The 19024-nt window shown below is 58.9% G+C and carries 18 protein-coding genes and 1 other RNA gene; 3 read left to right on the top strand and 16 right to left on the bottom strand.

The features are described 5' to 3' along the window. Window positions 1-56 precede the first annotated feature (56 nt). Window positions 57-2606 (bottom strand): circularly permuted type 2 ATP-grasp protein, encoded by a 2550-nt coding sequence (locus BGE01nite_RS01910; RefSeq protein ID WP_170266523.1) that lies wholly within the window; start codon window positions 2604-2606, stop codon window positions 57-59. Between the two features lie 227 nt (window positions 2607-2833). On the opposite strand from BGE01nite_RS01910, the gene xerA reads away from it, so the two are divergent. Further along, on the top strand, window positions 2834-3745 hold the full coding sequence (gene xerA, locus BGE01nite_RS01905; protein WP_146848574.1) for a site-specific tyrosine recombinase/integron integrase: 912 nt from the start codon (window positions 2834-2836) through the stop codon (window positions 3743-3745). Window positions 3746-3802: 57 nt separating this feature from the next. After that, window positions 3803-4366, top strand: coding sequence for a hypothetical protein (locus BGE01nite_RS01900; protein WP_146848573.1), 564 nt, complete (start codon window positions 3803-3805; stop codon window positions 4364-4366). Here BGE01nite_RS01900 and BGE01nite_RS01895 read toward each other — a convergent pair. Then, window positions 4314-5606 (bottom strand): tetratricopeptide repeat protein, encoded by a 1293-nt coding sequence (locus tag BGE01nite_RS01895; protein ID WP_146848572.1) that lies wholly within the window; start codon window positions 5604-5606, stop codon window positions 4314-4316. The genes BGE01nite_RS01900 and BGE01nite_RS01895 overlap by 53 nt on opposite strands. Before the next feature lie 26 nt (window positions 5607-5632). Then, window positions 5633-7078 carry an ATP-binding protein gene (locus tag BGE01nite_RS01890; RefSeq protein WP_146848571.1) on the bottom strand — a complete coding sequence of 482 codons (1446 nt, stop codon included), beginning with the start codon at window positions 7076-7078 and terminating at the stop codon, window positions 5633-5635. 193 nt (window positions 7079-7271) lie between these two features. Between BGE01nite_RS01890 and ssrA the strand changes: the two genes are divergently transcribed. Next, window positions 7272-7623: a transfer-messenger RNA gene (gene ssrA, locus BGE01nite_RS01885) on the top strand. Window positions 7624-7729: 106 nt separating this feature from the next. Here the strand turns inward: ssrA and BGE01nite_RS01880 are convergent. The 13 genes from BGE01nite_RS01880 to urtA form a co-directional block, all read right to left on the bottom strand. After that, window positions 7730-8527 (bottom strand): urease accessory protein UreD, encoded by a 798-nt coding sequence (locus BGE01nite_RS01880; protein WP_146848570.1) that lies wholly within the window; start codon window positions 8525-8527, stop codon window positions 7730-7732. After that, window positions 8524-9135: an urease accessory protein UreG gene (gene ureG / locus BGE01nite_RS01875; protein ID WP_146848569.1), complete on the bottom strand. Its 612-nt coding sequence runs from the start codon at window positions 9133-9135 to the stop codon at window positions 8524-8526. The genes BGE01nite_RS01880 and ureG overlap by 4 nt, the downstream gene beginning before the upstream one ends. Beyond that, on the bottom strand, window positions 9132-9803 hold the full coding sequence (locus tag BGE01nite_RS01870) for an urease accessory protein UreF (RefSeq protein WP_170266522.1): 672 nt from the start codon (window positions 9801-9803) through the stop codon (window positions 9132-9134). Before BGE01nite_RS01870 ends, ureG begins: the two co-directional genes overlap by 4 nt. Beyond that, a complete protein-coding gene (locus BGE01nite_RS01865; protein ID WP_170266521.1) occupies window positions 9793-10206 on the bottom strand; it encodes an urease accessory protein UreE in 414 nt (137 codons plus the stop codon). The genes BGE01nite_RS01870 and BGE01nite_RS01865 overlap by 11 nt, the downstream gene beginning before the upstream one ends. Before the next feature lie 17 nt (window positions 10207-10223). Beyond that, entirely contained in the window at window positions 10224-11948 is a 1725-nt protein-coding gene (ureC, locus tag BGE01nite_RS01860) for an urease subunit alpha (protein WP_146848566.1), read from the bottom strand. After that, window positions 11945-12262: an urease subunit beta gene (locus tag BGE01nite_RS01855; protein WP_146848565.1), complete on the bottom strand. Its 318-nt coding sequence runs from the start codon at window positions 12260-12262 to the stop codon at window positions 11945-11947. The genes ureC and BGE01nite_RS01855 overlap by 4 nt, the downstream gene beginning before the upstream one ends. A 4-nt stretch (window positions 12263-12266) precedes the next feature. After that, the gene (locus BGE01nite_RS01850) at window positions 12267-12569 is read right to left on the bottom strand and encodes an urease subunit gamma (RefSeq protein ID WP_146848564.1); all 303 of its coding nucleotides are present in this window, start codon (window positions 12567-12569) and stop codon (window positions 12267-12269) included. Window positions 12570-12585: 16 nt separating this feature from the next. After that, the gene (locus BGE01nite_RS01845) at window positions 12586-13182 is read right to left on the bottom strand and encodes a HupE/UreJ family protein (protein WP_146848563.1); all 597 of its coding nucleotides are present in this window, start codon (window positions 13180-13182) and stop codon (window positions 12586-12588) included. A gap of 19 nt (window positions 13183-13201) precedes the next feature. Beyond that, entirely contained in the window at window positions 13202-13897 is a 696-nt protein-coding gene (gene urtE, locus BGE01nite_RS01840; protein WP_146848562.1) for an urea ABC transporter ATP-binding subunit UrtE, read from the bottom strand. A gap of 8 nt (window positions 13898-13905) precedes the next feature. After that, window positions 13906-14667 carry an urea ABC transporter ATP-binding protein UrtD gene (urtD, locus tag BGE01nite_RS01835; RefSeq protein ID WP_146848561.1) on the bottom strand — a complete coding sequence of 254 codons (762 nt, stop codon included), beginning with the start codon at window positions 14665-14667 and terminating at the stop codon, window positions 13906-13908. 10 nt (window positions 14668-14677) lie between these two features. Beyond that, window positions 14678-15817: an urea ABC transporter permease subunit UrtC gene (urtC, locus tag BGE01nite_RS01830; RefSeq protein WP_146848560.1), complete on the bottom strand. Its 1140-nt coding sequence runs from the start codon at window positions 15815-15817 to the stop codon at window positions 14678-14680. Between the two features lie 29 nt (window positions 15818-15846). Further along, window positions 15847-17565 carry an urea ABC transporter permease subunit UrtB gene (urtB, locus tag BGE01nite_RS01825; RefSeq protein WP_146848559.1) on the bottom strand — a complete coding sequence of 573 codons (1719 nt, stop codon included), beginning with the start codon at window positions 17563-17565 and terminating at the stop codon, window positions 15847-15849. Window positions 17566-17743: 178 nt separating this feature from the next. Beyond that, window positions 17744-19003 (bottom strand): urea ABC transporter substrate-binding protein, encoded by a 1260-nt coding sequence (gene urtA, locus BGE01nite_RS01820; protein WP_146848558.1) that lies wholly within the window; start codon window positions 19001-19003, stop codon window positions 17744-17746. Between the last annotated feature and the right edge of the window lie 21 nt (window positions 19004-19024).

Below are 19024 nucleotides of genomic sequence, written 5' to 3'. Positions count from 1 at the left end.
TTCATTGAGGGCATGCTTACGCCTGCCTCTACATCGGATGCTCCCTGCGGCTTGGCTTAACGCTCCATCTTCCGGCTGGCGTGGGAGAAGAAGTGCTCGGTGATGAGGTCAGAGAGCTTCTCAAGATTCGCGGCCAGCATCTCGCACATGTCTGGAAGAGTGGTGGTGACGCTGGCCTCGGCCTTGGAAATGGCGGAGAGATTGATGCCAAAGAGGTCTGATTGCAGAATGTCCGTCTGCTGATGCGGCGTGAGCTCGAGATCGATACCAGGGGCCTGTGGAAGGTGCGAGGTAAGACGGCCGAGGATCTGGAACTGATGTGCGGCGGAGCGTGGGTTGCTGTCGTTCAGCAGCAGCAAATCCAGCACGGGCACCAGGCTCGGCCTCGCGAAGTGCAGGCGGCGGTAGGTCATGGTGCTATCGCAAATCTCCAGCAGAGGCGTGAGCAGCGCGTCATCCCTTTCAGAACGCTTCGTGGCCGTGCCGACGAGGCCGAGCACGATGTAGGCGCGTTCGATGCGCTTGCCGATTTCCAGAAAGCGCCAGCCATGACCACGGGTCATGTTTTCCTGCTGCATGCCGGAGAAGGCGGCGAGGTCCAGGATGAGCGTGTCCAGCATGCCCTGCGCGGTGCTCAGCACGAACGGACTGGCGGGAAGACGTGCATCGCGATCCAGGCGATTGAAGAGCCGCCACATGTCATCCGAAAGGCGGTCACGAGCGGCAGCAGCATTGAAACGAAGACGCCCCAGCAGATCAGGGATGCCACCGTTGCGCTTCGGATCACGCAGCAGGGCGGGCAGATGCTCAGCCAAGTCCGTGGTGCCGGCAGGAACGAGCCCGAGATGTGCCATGAGGGCGAGGCAGCCTTCAGCCTCATGCCCCTGGATCTGGGATCTCTCACCGGAGAGGCGCTGCATGACGGCGCGGAGCACGCGGACGGAGGCCTCGAGACGCTCCGCATAGCGGCCTAACCAAAAAAGGTGATCGGCCACACGGCTGGGCACACCACTCGGTGGACGTGCGGGGCGGATGACCACGGGCTGCTGCTGGCGCAGCTTCTCATAATACGGGTCTGGTTTGCCATCGCCAACGATCCAGGTGTCCTTGCTGATACCACCACTGCGCATGGTGACAAGCCAGCGATGAGGCTCCGGACTGACACGGGAAAGGCCGCCGGGCATGGTGGCAAAGCCGCCGCCCTGGGCGACGGCAAAGGCGCGCCAGACAAGGGCGCGTGGCTCGATCTTGCCCTCACCGGTCCAGGTGGGTGTGGTGGAAAGCTGGAGGACTTCCTGGGCGACCCACTCATGAGGAGCGGCGCGAATGGTGTCCACCATCCGCGCTTTTTGTTCGGCATCGAGATCGGCCATGAAGACTGGATCACGTGCCCCACGGACGAAGGCAGGCTTGACTACCCAACGATCTGGATCTGCCAGCACCATGTCCAGTTCACGACGCTGACCGCACCACCAGGTGGGCACGCAAGAGAGACGCAGTTCCTCACCCAACAGATGACGGCAGAGGCCGGGCATGAAGGGATGCAGTGCCGGTGTCTCGATCAAGCCGGTGCCGAGACCATTGGCGAGAGCGATGCTGCCATTGCGCCAGCCTTCGAGAAGACCGGCGACGCCTAGCATCGATTCAGAGTTAAGTTCCAAAGGATCACAAAAGACGTCATCCACATGGCGGATCACCACCTCAACACGACGCAGGCCTTCGAGCGTCTTTAGATGCACATGGCGGTCACGCACGGTGAGGTCCGCGCCTTCCACCAGCGGGAAGCCGAGATAACGAGCCTGGAAGGCATGCTCGAAGTAGGTCTCGTTATACGGGCCTGGGGTGAGCATGAGGATGCCGGCCTCACCGCTGCGCTGCTTGGGTGCCAATGAGCGCAGCATCTCCCGCTGCATCTCATAGTAGGAGGCCAGGCGGCGAATCTTGGAGGCATTAAACTCCTCCGCATGCACGTTCGCCATGATGATGCGGTTTTCCAAGGCATATCCATGGCCGCTAGGGGCCTGGGCACGATCCGCCAGCACCATCCATTGGCCTTTGGCATTGCGCACAAGGTCGCAGCCGAAGCTGAAGACGAATTTGCCGCCGGGAGGATTGATGCCAAGCACCGGGCGCAGGAAGCCCGGATTCGCATGAATCAGGCTCGGCGGTATGAGGCCCTCTTTGAGGAGGTTTTGCGGGCCGTAGAGATCCTGAAGGATGGCATTGAGCAGCCGTCCGCGCTGATCCAAACCGCGCTGGACTTCCGCGAAGTCATCCTGAGCAATGATGAAGGGCAGCAGGTCCAGCGACCATGGGCGGCTGGTGCCCAGGGCATCGTCATAAATGTTATACGTGACACCGTGGTCACGCAAGAGGCGCTGGATGGACTCCGACCGGGCGACGAAATCCGAGGAGGCACACTGGCGCAGAAAACTGCCAAAGGTGTGCCAGTGCGGGCGCAGGCGGCCCTCGGCATCCACCATCTCGTCAAAAACGCCCTTCTCAGCCAGATAACCGGGCACGCGGAGAGGATCCTCCTCGGAAACAAGAGGAGCGGTCGGCGCGGCGGGTCGGAACTGGGACTGCGAGGCGGCGGACGAAGGCATGTGGCTGGGGCGGAATTTACCATAGACGCGAGAACCGGGCCAAGCGCACCTCGGATTTCGGGATTTTCTGGGGGTGGAGGGAGATAGGCGGTGGGAGAAGATGGCGGCACTCAGGTCAAAGACCTTTTCCATTTTTCAAGGTGGATAGGTTATACGGGCTGGCCGACCATCGGAGCAGACAGGTTGCAAACCTGTCCTACTTTTTAGAAACCTGTCCCACTTTTTGGATGCCTGAGAAGCCGACATCACCGCCGGAAGACAAGCTTGCCGCCGCCTTCATCGAGTTCATGGAGGTGGAGCGGAGGTCGTCTCCACGCACGCTGGAGAACTATGATCATGCGCTGAGTGAATTTCGCAAACGGCACAAGGGCTTCACGAAGTGGGAGGACCTCACCGCAGATGACTTCCGCCTGTATCTCTTCGGGATGATGAAGCGGGAGCTAGGCCGGGCCACCATCCGCCTGCACTTCGCGGCGCTGCGATCCTTCTTCAAATGGCTGACCCGCCGCCAGGGATGGAAGGCCAATCCGCTGCTGGACGTACAACTGCCCAAGCAGGAGAAGAAACTGCCGGTGGTGCTGACGGTGACGCAGATCAGCGACATGCTGGCGCTGCCACTGAAGCTGCCAAAGAGCAGTCGTGATGCGGTGTGGGCTCCAGAACGTGATGCAGCCATCCTGGAGATGTTTTACTCCACGGGCATGCGGCTTGCCGAACTGGCCTCTCTGAATGTGGAGGATGTAGATGCTTACAGCGACACCGTGCGAGTCATTGGCAAAGGTCGCAAAGAGCGCCTGCTGCCGGTCGGCACTCCCGCGATGGAGGCGGTGCAGCGCTACCGGCAAAAGGCGGGCGTGCACAGCGGAGCGCTGTTTCTGAGCAAACGGCGCCGGCGCATCACCAACCAGGCGATCGCGGATGTGGTGGACAAGTACTGGAAGGCCTCCGGCATGCCAGTGCATGTGACACCGCACAAGCTGCGGCACAGCTTTGCTACACATCTCTTGAACAATGGAGCTGATCTGCGCAGCGTGCAGGAGCTTCTGGGTCACGCGAGCCTGAGCACGACGCAGATCTACACCCACGTCTCCACGCAGAGGATGAAGGAAGTTTACGAGGCTGCGCACCCCCGGGCCTGACAAAGTTTCGTCTCGTCAAAGCGCTCATTATCAGGCACATTGAGTGCGCCCCCCTCAATGCGCCGTGAACTCTTTGTGATGCTTGGCTGCCTCATTTTCATGGGGACGGAAGCCATTGCACAGCAGAAGCGGCCCCAGGGAATGAAGTTTCGGGATTGTGCGTCTCTCTGCGCCGGACTGCATGCCTCCATCGAAAAGTATCCGGAGCGGTTGGGCATGTGGATCGAGGATGCTCTCGTCATTCATGAGGACTGCGTGAGTGAGATCGTCACGACTGCCATGGATGCGGTGGGTAATGAACCTGAGGCGGTGCGGGTCATTCAAGAAACGACGCTGCATGTGGTGCCGCATCGACAGCGGGAGATCCTCACTGCGCTGAAGAAGTTCAAGATTCCCTCAGCCGTGGCATGGACAGAACCTGAGGAAGAAGTCCGCCGGGCCGTGGTGCCCACAGCGGAGGTCAAAGCGTCTGACAGCTTCGAGGTTCGACGCGCGCTAGCGCCTGAGGTGAGCCAGCCCACACCGATCGAGGAAGTTCGCCGCGCGGTGGTGGCGGCCCCAGCCGAGGCTAAGCGTACAGCACCCGGAAAGGTCGCAGCCAAGAAACGGCCACGCCGGTGAAGACGGCGATGACACCCGCCATTTCCGCCATGGGAATCTTCAACACCGTGAAGGATGAAATGCCAAGGCTGAGCGCTCCGAGACCTGCGACAGCACCGGCCACGTGATAGATGTGTTTCCCGATGTGATGGTCATTGGTGAAGGCAGCAGCATTCGCCACCGCGCAGCACATGAAGGCCAGAGCCACAAAGCCATAGTCCTCCACGTCTTTGACGTAGCCGAGAGACAGCGCGGCGATGGCAAAGAAGATGGACCATCCAACAACCGCACCTTCCCAAAACTCACGCGGCTTCAGCGCCTGCCGTGCAAAGCGGTCCATGGCGACAAAGAAGGTGCTCAATCCTCGGGCGAGATGAGACCACAGCGCAAACATCATCCACAGACCGATCACCAGATAGGACAGCACCGGTGAAACTGTCTTCAGCCAGCCGCTGAGCAGTCTGTAGCCCACGAAGCCGCCAAGCATGATGGCATTCTGCTTTCCCTCCGTGAACTGGTCCATCCAATGACCAAAGCGCAGGTAGCCATTATAGAACCAGGAACGGGCACGGTAACTCTCGATGAGGCCTGAGCGGGCGCCCTCGTTCATCGGATTCAGCCTCAGGGCTTCCATGAAGTGCTCGTTCGCCTTCTTGTGGTCGCCCGTCATCACCGCCTGCCATCCAGCGCTGGTATGTGCGGCATCGTCCTCCGGATCACGCTGGAGCTGGTAGTTGATGAGTTCGGTGTTGTCCGCGTCCTTCTTTTGCAGAAGCAGCGCTGCGGACAGCACCTCCGTGGCCATGGAGTTTTCCGTGTCGATGGACAGAGCCATGCGGGCTGACTCCTCAGCCTTCGGAAAATTCCGCAGGCGAAGGTGCATGCGTGCGAGCACGGCATGAGCAAAGTCACTCTCGGGTTCGAAGGCCACGGCTTGCTCAGCTTCTGACAGAGCTTCCTTCATCCCGGCGGTCTGACCATCCCTGGCCTTCGCATTCAGGGCCAGCGCCAGCACGCTGCGAGCAAAACTGTTTTCAGGTTGGAGCGACACCGCCCGCCGCGCCGCGTCCACCGCCCGCGCCGCGGTCTCATCGCTCTCCATCCAGCAGAGCGACAGCATGAGATAGCTGGGCACATGCTGCGCATCCAGGGAGATGGCCTGCTTGTAGCAGGCAATGGCATCCGTGAGCCGATGCTGGTTCTGCAGCAGGCGTCCGCGCTGGAAGGCAGCGTCAGGCGAAGGATGGAAGTCGTCAGACATGCTACGTGACGTGGTTCGCTTTTTGGTTAGCGCTTGATGAGACCCAGATACTTCAGCACGTCATCATAGAAGCCGCCCTGGTTCGAGTACATAGCGTAGTTCTTCGCGCTCTCGAACCAGGCCTTGGTGGTCGGCTTGTGGCTGGCGGCGGCCTTGATGAGGTCCTTGGTATTCAGCGGGATGACTTTTCCTGTGCGCATGGCCTGGTTCAAAACCTCCTCGGTGGCGAGATCAAAGACGGCCTTCAGATCCGCACCGGAGAAGTTCTCGCACTTCTTCGCAAGAGCACGTGGATCAAGATCCGAGATGGGCTTTCCCTGGGCCATGACCTCAATGATGGACGTGCGGCCCGGCTCATCCGGCGGTGGAATGAACAGGGTGCGGTCAAAGCGGCCTGGACGGCGGAAGGCAGGATCGATATGCCAGGGTGCGTTTGTGGCACCGATGATGAGAACACCTTCATTGTTAGACTCAGCACCGTCCATTTCGGAGAGAAAGGCATTGATCAGGTTTCTACCCGCGCTGTGGCGCAGGTCACGACGGTCCGCGGCGAGGGCATCCACCTCATCAAAGAACAGGATGCTCGGCGCATTTTGCCGGGCGAGTTCGAAGACCTCGTGCATGTTCTTTTCCGAATTACCGATCCACATGTCCAGGATCTGATGCAGACCGAGAGCAATGAAGTTGGCCTTGATCTCGCCTGCCGTGGCCTTGCTGATCAGCGTCTTGCCACATCCAGGAGGCCCATAGAGCAGCACGCCGCCACCGACCTTCTTATCATAAGCCTTGAAAAGATCCGCATGCTGCAGCGGATAAATGATCTTCATGCGGATCTGCTCCTTCACATCCTCCATGCCGCCGACATTGGCGAAGTTGAGCTTGGGCTTGTCAAAGTCTGCCAGGCCCAGATCAAAGGCAGCGCCGCCGCGAGGGTGAGTATCGTCATCATCCGTGTCACCGCCCTCGTCCTCATCTTCATCGGGCTTCTTTTTGCGCTCGTCCGCGGCTTCGATGAAGTTGCCGCTGGAGGTCATGGCTGCACGCTTGCGGCCGGCAGAGTCGTCGCCGCCGGGTTTGATCCCATGCAGGTCTTTTTCGATGCCTGGATCGGCCAGGGAGCGGTTCAAGGAGACGCCTTGATCGTAAAAGGTGCGGGCTTTCACCATCTCACCCTCGGTGATGTAGATGCGCGCCAGCAGGAGGCAGGCGGGAGCGCAGCTAGGCGCTGAGGAAAGGATTTGCTCCGCACGCACCGCAGCCTCCGAGGTATTGCCTTTGAGGAAAGCCACACGAGCAAGACCAAGGCGCGCCTCCACGTGCACGGGATCCGCATTCAGCACGCGCTGGAAGCTGACGAGAGCCTCCTCCAGCAACCCCTCCTCCATGCAGCCTTCCGCAAAGAGCAGCAGCAGCGGCGCATTGTCAGGTGAGTGTTGGAGAGCGAGGCGGAGGGCGTCGAGGTTTTGAGCCATGGTGAGTCAGCGAGTGCAGCCTGATGCGGGATTCAAGACAAGCACGAAGTATGCTGCAAAAACTTTTTAACCTAGGCCCCCGGATTCTCCACCGACAGGCATTTTCCCATGCCCTGCTGCACCTTCAAAGCATGTGCGACCACCCCTTGACCTCACCTGGAAAGGTCGTATGATGACCACGTCAATACTGATTGGGGACGTCCTGGTTTCGACGGGTAGTCTACGGTCGGGGTGGCATGCCGGGGATGATTCGTTGGCCCCGTTAACAATCGAGTCAAACAAACAACAGCAAACTCTTCTGAGCTTGCCCTCGCGGCCTAAGCCCCGCGACATCACCTGAGGAATGTCTGGTACCTCAGCTGATGCCACTACCAGGCTGGCTGGATGACCGCGCGACCGGGTCGAAAGCGAGATCAAACAGGACGCTGGATGAACGGGATTTCGCAGGTTGAAGCCCCTCATCGAGACCAAATAGCCTGATAAGCATGTAGAGGCTTCGGTCTATGGCCATTCGGACAGGGGTTCAATTCCCCTCGTCTCCACTCAGTGTTGAAGGGCGCAGGTTACTGATCATCAGTGACCTGCGCTTTTTCTTTGGGCGCGTGGCAGAAGTGAAAACATCAACGATAAGGGAAATTTCCTCTGATGGTTCTATCGACCGAGGGTTGGAATCTGTCTGCCCATTGCGGCGTAGAGGATATGCCGCAGTTGTTTGAGCGTCCGGCGGGCGCTGAGACTGTCCAGGCAGAGCACCTTGACGGTATAGCCCTGACCAGAGATGAGCGCACTGTGACCAAGATAGACTTCGGGGCTGTTGAGAGCCTCGATCTCCTGCACAGGAAAGATCAACTCCCCCAGGATGAAGCAACTGAGATAGTGCGCTACTGGATAGACCAGCTTCAAAGCCTCCAAACTGGAATCCTCGGGACTCAGGCGATAGCGTTCGCGGGCGACGAGCGTTTCACCAATCGTCGCATCCAGATCCCAGTTCAGCTCGGCATACTCAAAGACCTCGCCACTGGCCACACGACCCGGGGTGAGCCAGTCGAAGAAGAGTAGCGTGCCGCCGGGTTCGGCATGCAGCTCGGTGGTCTGCTGGTAACGAGCACCGGCCTGCGGGATGAAGGGTTCCGGGAAGAACTCCAGAAAGGCGTCTGCTTGCACGCTGAAGCGCTGCTTCACCTTCGCGGGACCTCCGCTTCGTGAACGATACACGCGGCTGGCGCTCGGTGTGGTCAAAACCAGTGATGCACCGGATTCCGCCTCGGCATTCAACTCGATGCTGTCTCCATCAAAGATGCCTGCGGTCGGATTAACCACATTTACAACCAAGGATCCCGCATCCTCATGAGGCTTGCTGATCTGCAGCGGAGCGCGGAAGGACTGCTGCCGCAGATAGGTCTGGCCGGAGTCGTAGCATGAGCCGATGAGATGGAGGTGGCCGTTCAAACGAAGAGGTAGTCACGTTTCAACCAGCCGATAAGATCATCCCTGCCCTTCTCAGACTTCATGTCGGCAAAGAGGAAGGGTTTGCTGCCACGCATGAGTTTGGAGTCGCGGGCCATGACGTCAAGATCGGCTCCGACATACGGAGCGAGGTCGATTTTGTTGATGAGGAGGAGGTCGCTGTTGCGGATGGCAGGGCCGCCTTTGCGCGGGATCTTGTCGCCTTCCGCCACGTCGATGACGAAGATGAAGACATCCGCGAGCTCGGGGGAGTAGGTGGCGGAGAGATTGTCGCCGCCGCTTTCGATGAGCAGGAGTTGCAGGTCAGGGTGGCGCTTCTCGAGCTCGATCACCGCAGCCATGTTCATGCTGATGTCATCGCGGATGGCGGTGTGCGGACAGCCGCCGGTCTCCACACCCATGACGCGATCCGCAGGCAGGATATTTTGCCGCAGCAGAAACTCTGCATCCTCGCGCGTGTAGATGTCATTGGTGATGACAGCGAGGGAGAACTCATCCTTCAACCACTGGCAGAGGCGCAGCACGCACATGGTCTTGCCGGAGCCCACAGGGCCGCCGATGCCGATTCGCAGAGGTCGGGGATTGCTCATGAGATGAAAAGTCGTTCGTTCGCACGGGCGTGGCGCATGGAGGCGATCTCCAGCAGAGGGTTGAACCAGCCGATGCGGGTCTCTGATGCAGAGATCATGCCATCTAATCGACCTGCCAGCAGTGTCATGCTGCCGCGGATGATGAGCTGGCAGCGCTCCTGCCCAAGCCTGATGAGCTTCATGGCACTGATGGCATAGCCACTGAGGGTTTGCAGGCCAAAGGCACAACACGCCGCGCTCACCGGCAGATGCCGCGTCTCCAAAGCACAGGCGATGAGATGATGACAGGGAGCGGCCCTCTGCACGTAGGTCGAGACAAAGTCATCCTTGTTGAGCTTCTGCACCAAGGAAAGCCTTCGTGAACCAAGCTGGCGACTGGCCTGCCGAAGCTCTCCCGCGAGTTTCCAGGCATCGAGATCCTCATCCAGTCGGCGCAAGGTCCCATGATTAGCAGCTGATGCCGCAGCATGAGCTTGCAGCAAAAAGGGCAGCTCAAAATTCAGCAGGCTTGGGATGATCTGACGATGCAGAAAAATTTCGAGATCATCCGCATTCTTCACCAGACCATGCTGCACCAGCTCTTCCAGCCCCATGGAATGCGCATAGGCACCCGAGGGAAACTGCGAGTCATTCACCTGCAAAAGCCAGGGCAGCCATTCAGGGAGCATGAGCAGTGACACGCAGAGGGTTGAAGATGACACTGATCTCCTCAAAGGCCCAGCCCTCGCGCTCGCAGAGCTGCAGCACCGCCACATCATGAGTGATGCGAATGACGCCATCGATGATCTGCACACCGAGATGCAGATTGCCGATCTTCCAACCCATGAGAGCGGCTTCATCTGCCGAGCTCGGACGGATTTGATACACCAACTCCGGTTCCTGATGCACGATGTAGTCGGCTTCAGGAGTCTGATGGATCACACCGCCATGCTTCAGCCGTGAAGCGAGATCAAAGCCGAACTCGGTGCCATCCGCGGCCACACCGCGCCAGCGCCGTTTGAGAAAGAGCCGCCGCTCGGCCATCAGCTCCACCTGCTCTGCAGCAGGACGTGGAGAGCAGTCCAGGAGCATGCGGGTGACCAGGATCATCAGAACAGGAAGTAGCGCTGGGCCATCGGCAGCACGCTTGCGGGCTCGCAGCGCAGCTCGCGTCCATCGGCCTTCACGGTGTAGGTGTCCGGATCCACCTCGATCTTCGGCAGGTAGTTGTTCCAGAGCATGTCGTGCTTGCTCACCTTGCGACAGTTCTTCACAGCGCTGAGCTGCTTGTGCACGCCGAGGGCTTTCACCACACCGCTCTGGAAGGCGGCATCACTAATGAAAGTCAGGCTGGTCTTGAACTTCGCACGGCCATGCGCGGCAAACTGGTGGCGATACATCATCGGCTGAGGAGTCGGGATGCTGGCATTCGGATCACCCATGTTCGCCATGGCAATGAGGCCGCCTTTCAGCACGACCTCTGGCTTCACGCCAAAGAAGGCCGGCTTCCACACGACGAGGTCGGCAAGCTTGCCGACTTCGATGCTGCCTACCTCATGTGAGATGCCATGGGTCATCGCAGGATTGATGGTGTACTTCGCGACATAACGCAGCGCGCGGTAGTTATCGGCGGCGTTGTGTTCCGGAGGACCATCGAGCTTACCAAACTGCACCTTCATCTTGTGCGCGGTCTGCCAGGTGCGTGTGATGACCTCACCTAGACGGCCCATCGCCTGGCTGTCGCTGGACATCATGGAGATGGCGCCGAGATCATGCAGCAAGTCTTCTGCAGCGATGGTCTCTGGCCTGATGCGAGACTCGGCGAAAGCGACGTCTTCAGGAATCTTGGAATCGAGGTGATGACAGACCATGAGCATGTCCAGATGCTCGTCGATCGTGTTGATCGTGAAGGGGCGTGTGGGGTTCGTGGACGATGGCAGCACATTCGCCTCACCGCAGACGCGGATGATGTCGGGCGCATGTCCACCACCCGCACCTTCCGAGTGATAAGTATGAATGGTTCGTCCTTTAAAAGCTGCGAGCGTGCTTTCGACAAAGCCTGCTTCATTCAACGTGTCCGTGTGGATGGCCACCTGCACATCGAGTTCATCCGCGACACCTAAACAAGTATCGATAGCGGCAGGCGTGGTGCCCCAGTCTTCATGCAGTTTCAGACCGATGGCACCCGCGAGCACTTGCTCACGCAACGGCGCAGGTGTGGAGCAGTTGCCCTTGCCGAGAAAGCCGAGGTTCATGGGATACTCATCCGCAGCCTCCAGCATGCGGTGCATGTTCCAGATGCCCGGTGTGCAGGTGGTGGCATAGGTGCCGTGCGCAGGACCTGTGCCACCGCCGATCATGGTGGTCACACCGCTAGCCAGCGCATGGTCGATCTGCTGCGGGCAGATAAAGTGAATGTGCGTGTCAATACCGCCCGCAGTGATGATGCAGCCTTCGCCCGCGATGACTTCCGTGCCTGCGCCAATGACCATGCTGATGTCATCCTGCAGCATGGGATTTCCCGCGTGGCCGATGCCGACAATGCGCCCGTGCTTGATGCCGATGTCCGCCTTGATGATGCCCTGCACGGCATCGATGATCGTGGCGTTGGTGATGACGAGATCCAGGCATTCAGCATCCAGGGCCAGACAGGACTGCGCCATGCCATCGCGGATCACTTTGCCACCGCCGAACTTCACCTCGTTGCCATAGCCACCACTCTCCGCGATGAGGTCGCGCTCGATTTCGATAAAGAGCTCGGTGTCGGCCAGGCGCACCTGATCGCCGACCGTGGGACCAAACATGCTGGTGTGTTGTTTGCGAGTGATCTTCATGCGGGCAGAGGTCCGTTGACGAGATTGTTCAGGCCATACACCTCGCGTTTTCCAGCAAAGGCCACGACCTCGACCTCACGTGTGTCTCCTGGCTCGAAGCGAACAGCGGTGCCAGCGGGTATGTTGAGGCGAAAACCAAGCGCTGACTCGCGATCAAAGTGCAGCGAGGTGTTCACCTCATAGAAATGAAAGTGGCTGCCAATCTGCACGGGCCGGTCACCGGTGTTCGCCACGATGAGCTTGCGTGTCGCGAGGCCTACATTCGCTTCGAGTGCCGTGGCATCAGGTGGATGAATGATTTCTCCAGGGATCATGGTGTCAGCGCACGGGGTTGTGAACGGTGACCAGCTTCGTGCCGTCCGGAAAGGTGGCCTCAACCTGGACCTCGTGGATCATCTCAGGCACGCCTTCCATGACCTCGGCACGCTTCACGATGGTGGTGCCGTAGCTCATGAGCTCGGCCACACTGCGGCCATCGCGCGCGCCTTCCATGATCTCGGCGGAGATGATGGCGACTGTTTCCGGATAGTTCAGCTTCACACCGCGATCACGTCGCTTGCGGGCTACATCTGCAGCCACGACGATGAGCAGCTTTTCCTGTTCACGTGGAGAGAGATGCATGGCGTGAGTGGCAGGATCAGTGAGAAGTCACGCGGGCAGGACGCTTCAGACGGAATGGCGTGACAGCCAACTCGGTCACAACAGAGCCGCAGCAAGCCAGCACGGTGGTCGTGATCATGAGCCCCGCCACGTACCAGCCGCTGCCTGCATCCAATGGCCAGGCGATACCGTGTTGATTCCCCTGCCAGAGCGCCAGCATCGTGATGCCAAGGAGAGTCATGGCCTGTCCACGGAACGTGGATGCAGACCAAGTCATCACGGCCATCATCGCCGTCAGCAAAGCCCACGAAACCTCAGGCAGCACGATGCCCTGCAGTCCACTGATCACTCCACCCAGCATGGCTGGCAGAAGACAGACCAGCGGAGAAATCTTGTTGCTGCGCCCCTTCCACAGAACAGCCAGGACGCCGACGACAACCGCAAAAAACCAGTGATCCACGCCTAACAATGGGTGCCGAATCCCCGCCATGAAGGCCATGCCATCCTCAAACTCGTCCACATCCTCCATGCCGGGTGGGAGGTGATGCGCGAGTAATGGAGCCGAGGTAAGCCAGAGAAGGCTCAAGCAGGCCAGCAAACGACGCACAAGCCGGGGGGAGCGTAGTGATGACATGAAGAAATGAGAGATTGGGTCAAACAGTCAGGAACTCCTTCACCACAGCGTCGGTAAGATCCTTCACCCCTCCCTCAGCAACCACCGTGCCACGATCCATGATGTAGAAGACATCCGCGAGCTCGCGACAGAAGTCGAGATACTGCTCCACGAGCAGGATGCTCATCTTGTCCTCCGAACGCAGGATTTTGAGAGCATCACCAATCTGGTCGATGACGTTCGGCTGGATGCCTTCCGTGGGTTCATCGAGGATCAGCACCTTCGGCTCGGTAAGCAGGGCGCGCGCAATGGCGAGCTGCTGCTGCTGGCCGCCGCTAAGCATGCCACCTTTGCGCGGCAGGAACTCTTTAATGATGGGGAAGAGCGTGAAGATGCGGTCAAGCTTCCCGCTGGTCTTGATGCCGCGCGCGGTGGCTCCGAGCAGGAGGTTTTCCTCCACGGTGAGAAAGGGGAAGATATCGCGGCCCTGCGGCACATAGGCCAGACCTTGGCGTGCCCGGTCTTCAGGAGCGAGCCGAGTGATGTCCTTGCCCTCCAGGGTGATCTTGCCGGAGTCCGTTTTGAAGAGGCCCACGATGGAGCGCAGCGTGCTGGTCTTGCCCACGCCGTTGCGGCCCATGAGGCAGCAGAGCTGGCCGTCAGGCACGGTGAGATCGACCCCGCGCAGGATGCGGCTGCCGCCGATGGAGGCGTGAATGGAGGAAAGAGTGAGCATGGAGATGGTTAGGCGGCTTTCTTGCGTCCGAGATAGACTTCGATCACCTTGGGATCATTCTGCACAGCATCCACGCTGCCCTCGCAAAGCACGCTGCCCTGATGCAGCACGGTCACTTTGCGCCCCGTGGCGATCTGCTTCACAAAAACCATGTCATGCTCGATGACGATGATGCTGTGCTTGCCCGCCAATTTCAGCAGCAGCTCGCCCGTGAGCGCGGTTTCGTCATCGCTCATGCCTGCAGCAGGTTCATCAATGAGCAGCAGCTTGGAATTCTGCGCCAGCAGCATGCCGATCTCCAGCCACTGCTTCTGACCATGAGAAAGGGAACCCGCGAGATCCTCTCGTCTCGAGCCGAGATTGATGATCTTCAGAATCTCATCGATTCGGTCCACATCCGTGCTGGTCGTCTTGCTGAACAAAGTGCGCCACACACCGCGCACACCTTCCAGGGAGAGCAGCAGGTTCTCAAAGACTGTGTGATCGGTGTACACGGTCGGCGTTTGAAACTTCCGTCCGACGCCAAGTCGTACGATCTCATGCTCGCTCAGCGGTAGCAGCTCGGTGTTCGCTCCAAAGGTGATGGTGCCGGTGTCAGGCTTCGTGCGGCCTGTGATGAGATCGAGGAAGGTGGTCTTGCCCGCGCCGTTGGGGCCGATCACGGTGCGCAACTCCCCTTCCGCCAGATAGAAATTCAGGTTCGTGATGGCCTTGAACCCGGCGAAGGATTTGTTCACGCCTTCAGCGTTGAGGATAAGAGGCTTGTCCATGGTGGTGAGATCATTCGGCTTTGTCAGCAACCTTGGTGAGCGGGATAGAATCAGGCTCTTCCGGAGGTTTTCGGCTTTTCAGCCAGCCCTTCACCATCCCCGGAACACCCACGATGCCCTTCGGCAGAAACAGCACCACCAACATGAACAGGCCGCCCAGAATGATGAGCCAGAGATCCGGATAGGCTCGTGTGGCCCAGCTCTTCAGCGCGTTCACACTTACGGCACCGACAATGGGGCCGATGAGAGTTCCGCGACCACCGACCGCGGTCCACACCACGGCTTCTAGCGACTTGTCCGTGGTCATCTCACTCGGATTGATGATGCCCACCTGGGGCACGTAGAGCGCACCGCCGATGGAGCCGATGAGCGCGCTCAAGACGAAGATGAAGAGCTTGAAGTTAGGTGAGGAATAGCCGCTGAAGAGCACGCGGTTTTCGCTGTCGCGAACGGCCTGCTGCACCAAGCCAAAGCGGCTGCGCGTGAGGCAGCGCAGACCCGCATAAGTCAGCGAGAGCACGATGGCGGTGATGATGAAAAGGCCGCGCTGGGTGCCAGGGCTGCGGATGTCATAACCCAGGATGAAGCGGAAGTCCGTGAAGCCGTTGTTACCACCCATCAGCATGTCATTGCGGAAGAACATGAGGGAGGCGCCATAAGTCAACGCTTGCGTGAGGATGGAGAAATACACGCCGCGCACTCGTGAGCGGAAGGCCAGCCAGCCGAAGACATAGGCCACAATGCCGGGGATGAGCAGCATCATGATCATGGCAAACGGGAAGCTGCTGAAAGGCTTCCAGAAGGTGGGAAGCCTCTCCCAGCCTAGGAAGACCAGGAAGTCAGGCATGTCCTTGTGATACTGCCCCATGTCCCCGATCATGCGCATGAGGTACATGCCCATCATGTAACCACCAAGAGTGAAGAACAGCGCCTGACCGAGGCTGAGCAGGCCTGTGTATCCCCACAAGAGATCCACACTGATGGCCAACATAGCGTAGCAGAGATACTTACCCCAGAGATTGATCGTGAAGTCGCTGATCCAGCCGAGGCTGTTCATCAGCGGCATGAGCACGATGAGGAAGAAGGCGACCGCAGCCGTGATGGACCATTCTCTTTTGGCAATGGGGCGGACGAGCAGTGAATGCGTCATGAGTGCAGAAGGCGTGAGTGAAGGTGAGTTCAGGATTCCAGGCTGCGTGTCTTCGTGGCGAAGATGCCGGCGGGCCGCCACTGCAGGAAGAGGATGATGGCTCCGAGCACAAGGATCTTGCCGAGCACGGGATTTCCCAAAATCTGCTGCAGAGACTGATCCACCACACCGATGCCAAGCGCGCTGATGACCGTGCCCACAAGGCTGCCGACACCACCAACGACCACGGTCATGAAGGCATCCACGATGTAGTTCTGACCCAGGCTGGGACCTACATTGCCAATCTGCGAGAGGAAAGCACCTGCGAGACCTGCCAGGCCGCTGCCGAAGCCAAAGGTGAGCATGTTCACACGCTCTGTGCGCACACCGAGACAGGCGGCCATGTTGCGGTTCTGCATCACGGCGCGGATCAGCAGGCCTAACGGTGTTTTTGTCAAAAGCATCCAGGTGCCGACCACGATGAGGATGGCAAAGCAGATGACGAACACGCGGTTCCAGCCGAGTCCTACATCGTAGATGGTCCAGCTATCACTCAACCAGGACGGGCTGCCGACCTGCACATTGTTGGAGCCAAAGACGAGCCGGAAGATCTGCTGCAGCACGAGTGATACACCCCAGGTCGCGAGAAGACTTTCCAAAGGTCTCCGATAAAGAAAACGAATCACACCACGCTCAAGAGCAAGGCCGACCAGTGTCGCCATGAGGAAGGCCAACGGCAGTGCAATAACAAAATACATCTCATACACCCACCCGGTGGTGTGCATGCCCGGGATCTGCATTTTGATGCCGAAGGGCGAGAGAGCCAGCCCCTCAGCAAACACACACTGAACGACATAGGTGGTGTAAGCGCCCACGGCGATGAGCTCGCCATGCGCCATGTTGATCACGCCCATCAAACCAAAGGTGATGGCCAGACCAATGGCGACCACGAGCAACACCGAGCCTAACGAAAAGCCACGGAAGATCGTGCCAAAGAAGTTCACTGTCGTGCGATGACTTTCCACAGCAGCGAGAGCCTTCTGAGCGGAGGCCAGGAGCTCCTTGTCACCTGATTTCTCAGACTCTTTGATGATGCCGTTTAGCGCATCGCTGGCGCTGAGCGGATGAATTTCTTCCAGAGCCTTACAGCCCGTGAGGCGCACAGCGGGATCGGGACTGCGAAGCTGGGTGAGGGCAATGGCTTCCTCGACGGCGCGCTTTACTTTGCCATCTGTTTCGACTTTCAAGCGACCTTCCAAAATGGGCAGCTTCGCGAGATCACGCTCCATGCCGAGCTGGTTGATGGCCATGAGGCGGTCCTTGGCCTCAGGCGCAGCCAGCTTCGACAAGTCCGTCACCGATTTCATGGCGCGACGGATGCTGCTGTCTGTCTCTGCGATCTCAGCGCGAGCGGGTGAAAGCCGGATCACCGCACCAGCGGCATTCTTGAGGGGTTCTTTGGTATCCAGGCGGATGGCCGTCTCTTTCTTTACGGCGTCAGGATCGCCTGCAAGGGTGACCGCCACAGGTTTGTCATCCGGACCTTCCGCGATGTAGATGCCGCCTTCTTTCCAGGCGGTGAAGAGAGGTTCCATCTCCGGGTCACTTGAGCCTGTGAGGGACATGACAAGCTTCACCTGGGCATCACTGTCTTCGGAAAGTGTGATCGCCTCGGCGATGATCTGCCGCGCTGTTCTGGCCTCTTGAGCCAGAACGGGAATGACCAGGAGAAGTGAGGCGACGATGCCAGAGAGCCAGGTTCTATACATAGCAAAAACGTGTTCGTGACCGAGTGCTCATCAGCGCAGTTTTAGTGCCAGCGTCGTGCGCTGGTTGCGCATGGATGAGACTTTCTAAAAAGTGGGCGGCCCGCCACCACGCGGGCCGCCCGGTTTTACACATCAACCGCCCTCGACCGTGAGGGAAACTGTGTGGCGATGAAGTGAATCACTTCGCCTTGAAGGTGCCTTTGAGGAAAGGCTCGCCGAAAACGTTGTCGTAAGACTTGAGGATCTTGAACTGGCCGTTGGCCTTGGTTTCACCGATGAAGACATTCTTCGTCACGTGATGGTTCTTCTGGCTCGTCACGGTTCCGCCAGGGCCGTCAAAGCTGATGCCCTTCTCCAGTTCGGCGATGACTTTGTCGACTTCGAAGCTGCCAGCCTTCTCCACAGCGGCCTTCCAGAGGTACACGCCCACATAGCTCAGCACCATGGGAGAGCAGGTCACACGGCCTTCCTTCACGATCCCTGGCACATCGCTCTTCGCCAGCCAGGCTTCAAAGTCCGTGATGAACTTTTCGTTAGCGTCGGACTTGATGGATTGAAAGTAGGTCCAGCAGCCGAGCTGACCCACGAGCTGCTTCGCTGGCAGGCCGCGGAACTCGTCCTCGGAGATGGAGAAGCTGACCACGGGGCAGGTTTCTGCCGTGAGACCCGCAGCAGCATACTCTTTGAAGAAGGGAACGTTGGTGTCGCCATTTAGAGTGCTGACCACGCATGTGTCGCCACCGGCCGCGTATTGTTTGATCTCCGCTACGATCTGCTGGTAGTCGGTATGGCCGAAGGGGGTGTATTTACCTGCGGAGATGATCTTGCCGGACTCGTCTTTCTTAAAGCCACCGCCGATGTTCTCAAGCGGCACACCTTTGCTCAATAGATACTCGAGAAGCACGAGGTTTGTGGTCTGTGGATAGACGTAGTCGCTGCCGAGGAGGTAGAACTTCTTGTAACCTTTCTCGAGGAGGTAGTCCACGGCAGGAGTGGCCTGCTGTCCGACAGCTTCCGCTGTGTAAAAGATGTTAGGCGACATTTCCTCGCCTTCATACTGCACTGGATAGAAAAGCAGGCCTTTGTTGGATTCGAACACGGGCAGTACCGATTTGCGGCTGACAGAGGTCCAGCAGCCGAAGGTCACGGCCACCTTGTCCTGCTCCAGAAGCTGCTTTGCCTTCTCCGCGAAAAGCGGCCAGTTCGAAGCACCATCCACCACCACAGGCTCGATCTTCTTGCCGAGCACGCCGCCCTTGGCGTTGATCTCGTCAAAGGTGAAGAGAAGGACGTCCCGCAGAGACGTCTCCGAAATCGCCATGGTGCCGCTCAGAGAGTGAAGCACGCCGACTTTGACGGTTTCGGCCTGGGCAGTCGCGAGCGCGGCGACAGCTCCGATGAGCAGGGTGAGGCGGGAGAAGAGGCTTTTGGGTTTCATCTGTGTTTGTAGTGATTGCGA

The sequence above is a fragment of the Prosthecobacter gellanilyticus genome, from assembly GCF_007992435.1.
Classification (GTDB): Bacteria; Verrucomicrobiota; Verrucomicrobiia; order Verrucomicrobiales; family Verrucomicrobiaceae; genus Prosthecobacter; species Prosthecobacter gellanilyticus.
The sequence above is the reverse complement of the archived record's forward strand: the minus strand, read 5'-3'. Positions and strand labels throughout refer to the sequence as shown.

Excerpts from the sequence above, each read along its gene's own strand:
- BGE01nite_RS01895 (WP_146848572.1), bottom strand. The coding sequence starts at position 5,606 with ATGTCTGACGACTTCCATCCTTCGCCTGACGCTGCCTTCCAGCGCGGA.
- BGE01nite_RS01865 (WP_170266521.1), bottom strand. The coding sequence starts at position 10,206 with ATGCTCCTGGACTGCTCTCCACGTCCTGCTGCAGAGCAGGTGGAGCTG.
- urtA (WP_146848558.1), bottom strand. The coding sequence starts at position 19,003 with ATGAAACCCAAAAGCCTCTTCTCCCGCCTCACCCTGCTCATCGGAGCT.
- BGE01nite_RS01900 (WP_146848573.1), top strand. The coding sequence starts at position 3,803 with ATGCGCCGTGAACTCTTTGTGATGCTTGGCTGCCTCATTTTCATGGGG.
- BGE01nite_RS01855 (WP_146848565.1), bottom strand. The coding sequence starts at position 12,262 with ATGATCCCTGGAGAAATCATTCATCCACCTGATGCCACGGCACTCGAA.
- BGE01nite_RS01845 (WP_146848563.1), bottom strand. The coding sequence starts at position 13,182 with ATGTCATCACTACGCTCCCCCCGGCTTGTGCGTCGTTTGCTGGCCTGC.
- urtD (WP_146848561.1), bottom strand. The coding sequence starts at position 14,667 with ATGGACAAGCCTCTTATCCTCAACGCTGAAGGCGTGAACAAATCCTTC.
- BGE01nite_RS01910 (WP_170266523.1), bottom strand. The coding sequence starts at position 2,606 with ATGCCTTCGTCCGCCGCCTCGCAGTCCCAGTTCCGACCCGCCGCGCCG.
- ureG (WP_146848569.1), bottom strand. The coding sequence starts at position 9,135 with ATGAGCAATCCCCGACCTCTGCGAATCGGCATCGGCGGCCCTGTGGGC.
- urtE (WP_146848562.1), bottom strand. The coding sequence starts at position 13,897 with ATGCTCACTCTTTCCTCCATTCACGCCTCCATCGGCGGCAGCCGCATC.
- BGE01nite_RS01890 (WP_146848571.1), bottom strand. The coding sequence starts at position 7,078 with ATGGCTCAAAACCTCGACGCCCTCCGCCTCGCTCTCCAACACTCACCT.
- BGE01nite_RS01850 (WP_146848564.1), bottom strand. The coding sequence starts at position 12,569 with ATGCATCTCTCTCCACGTGAACAGGAAAAGCTGCTCATCGTCGTGGCT.
- urtB (WP_146848559.1), bottom strand. The coding sequence starts at position 17,565 with ATGTATAGAACCTGGCTCTCTGGCATCGTCGCCTCACTTCTCCTGGTC.
- ureC (WP_146848566.1), bottom strand. The coding sequence starts at position 11,948 with ATGAAGATCACTCGCAAACAACACACCAGCATGTTTGGTCCCACGGTC.
- BGE01nite_RS01870 (WP_170266522.1), bottom strand. The coding sequence starts at position 9,803 with ATGCTCCCTGAATGGCTGCCCTGGCTTTTGCAGGTGAATGACTCGCAG.
- xerA (WP_146848574.1), top strand. The coding sequence starts at position 2,834 with ATGCCTGAGAAGCCGACATCACCGCCGGAAGACAAGCTTGCCGCCGCC.
- urtC (WP_146848560.1), bottom strand. The coding sequence starts at position 15,817 with ATGACGCATTCACTGCTCGTCCGCCCCATTGCCAAAAGAGAATGGTCC.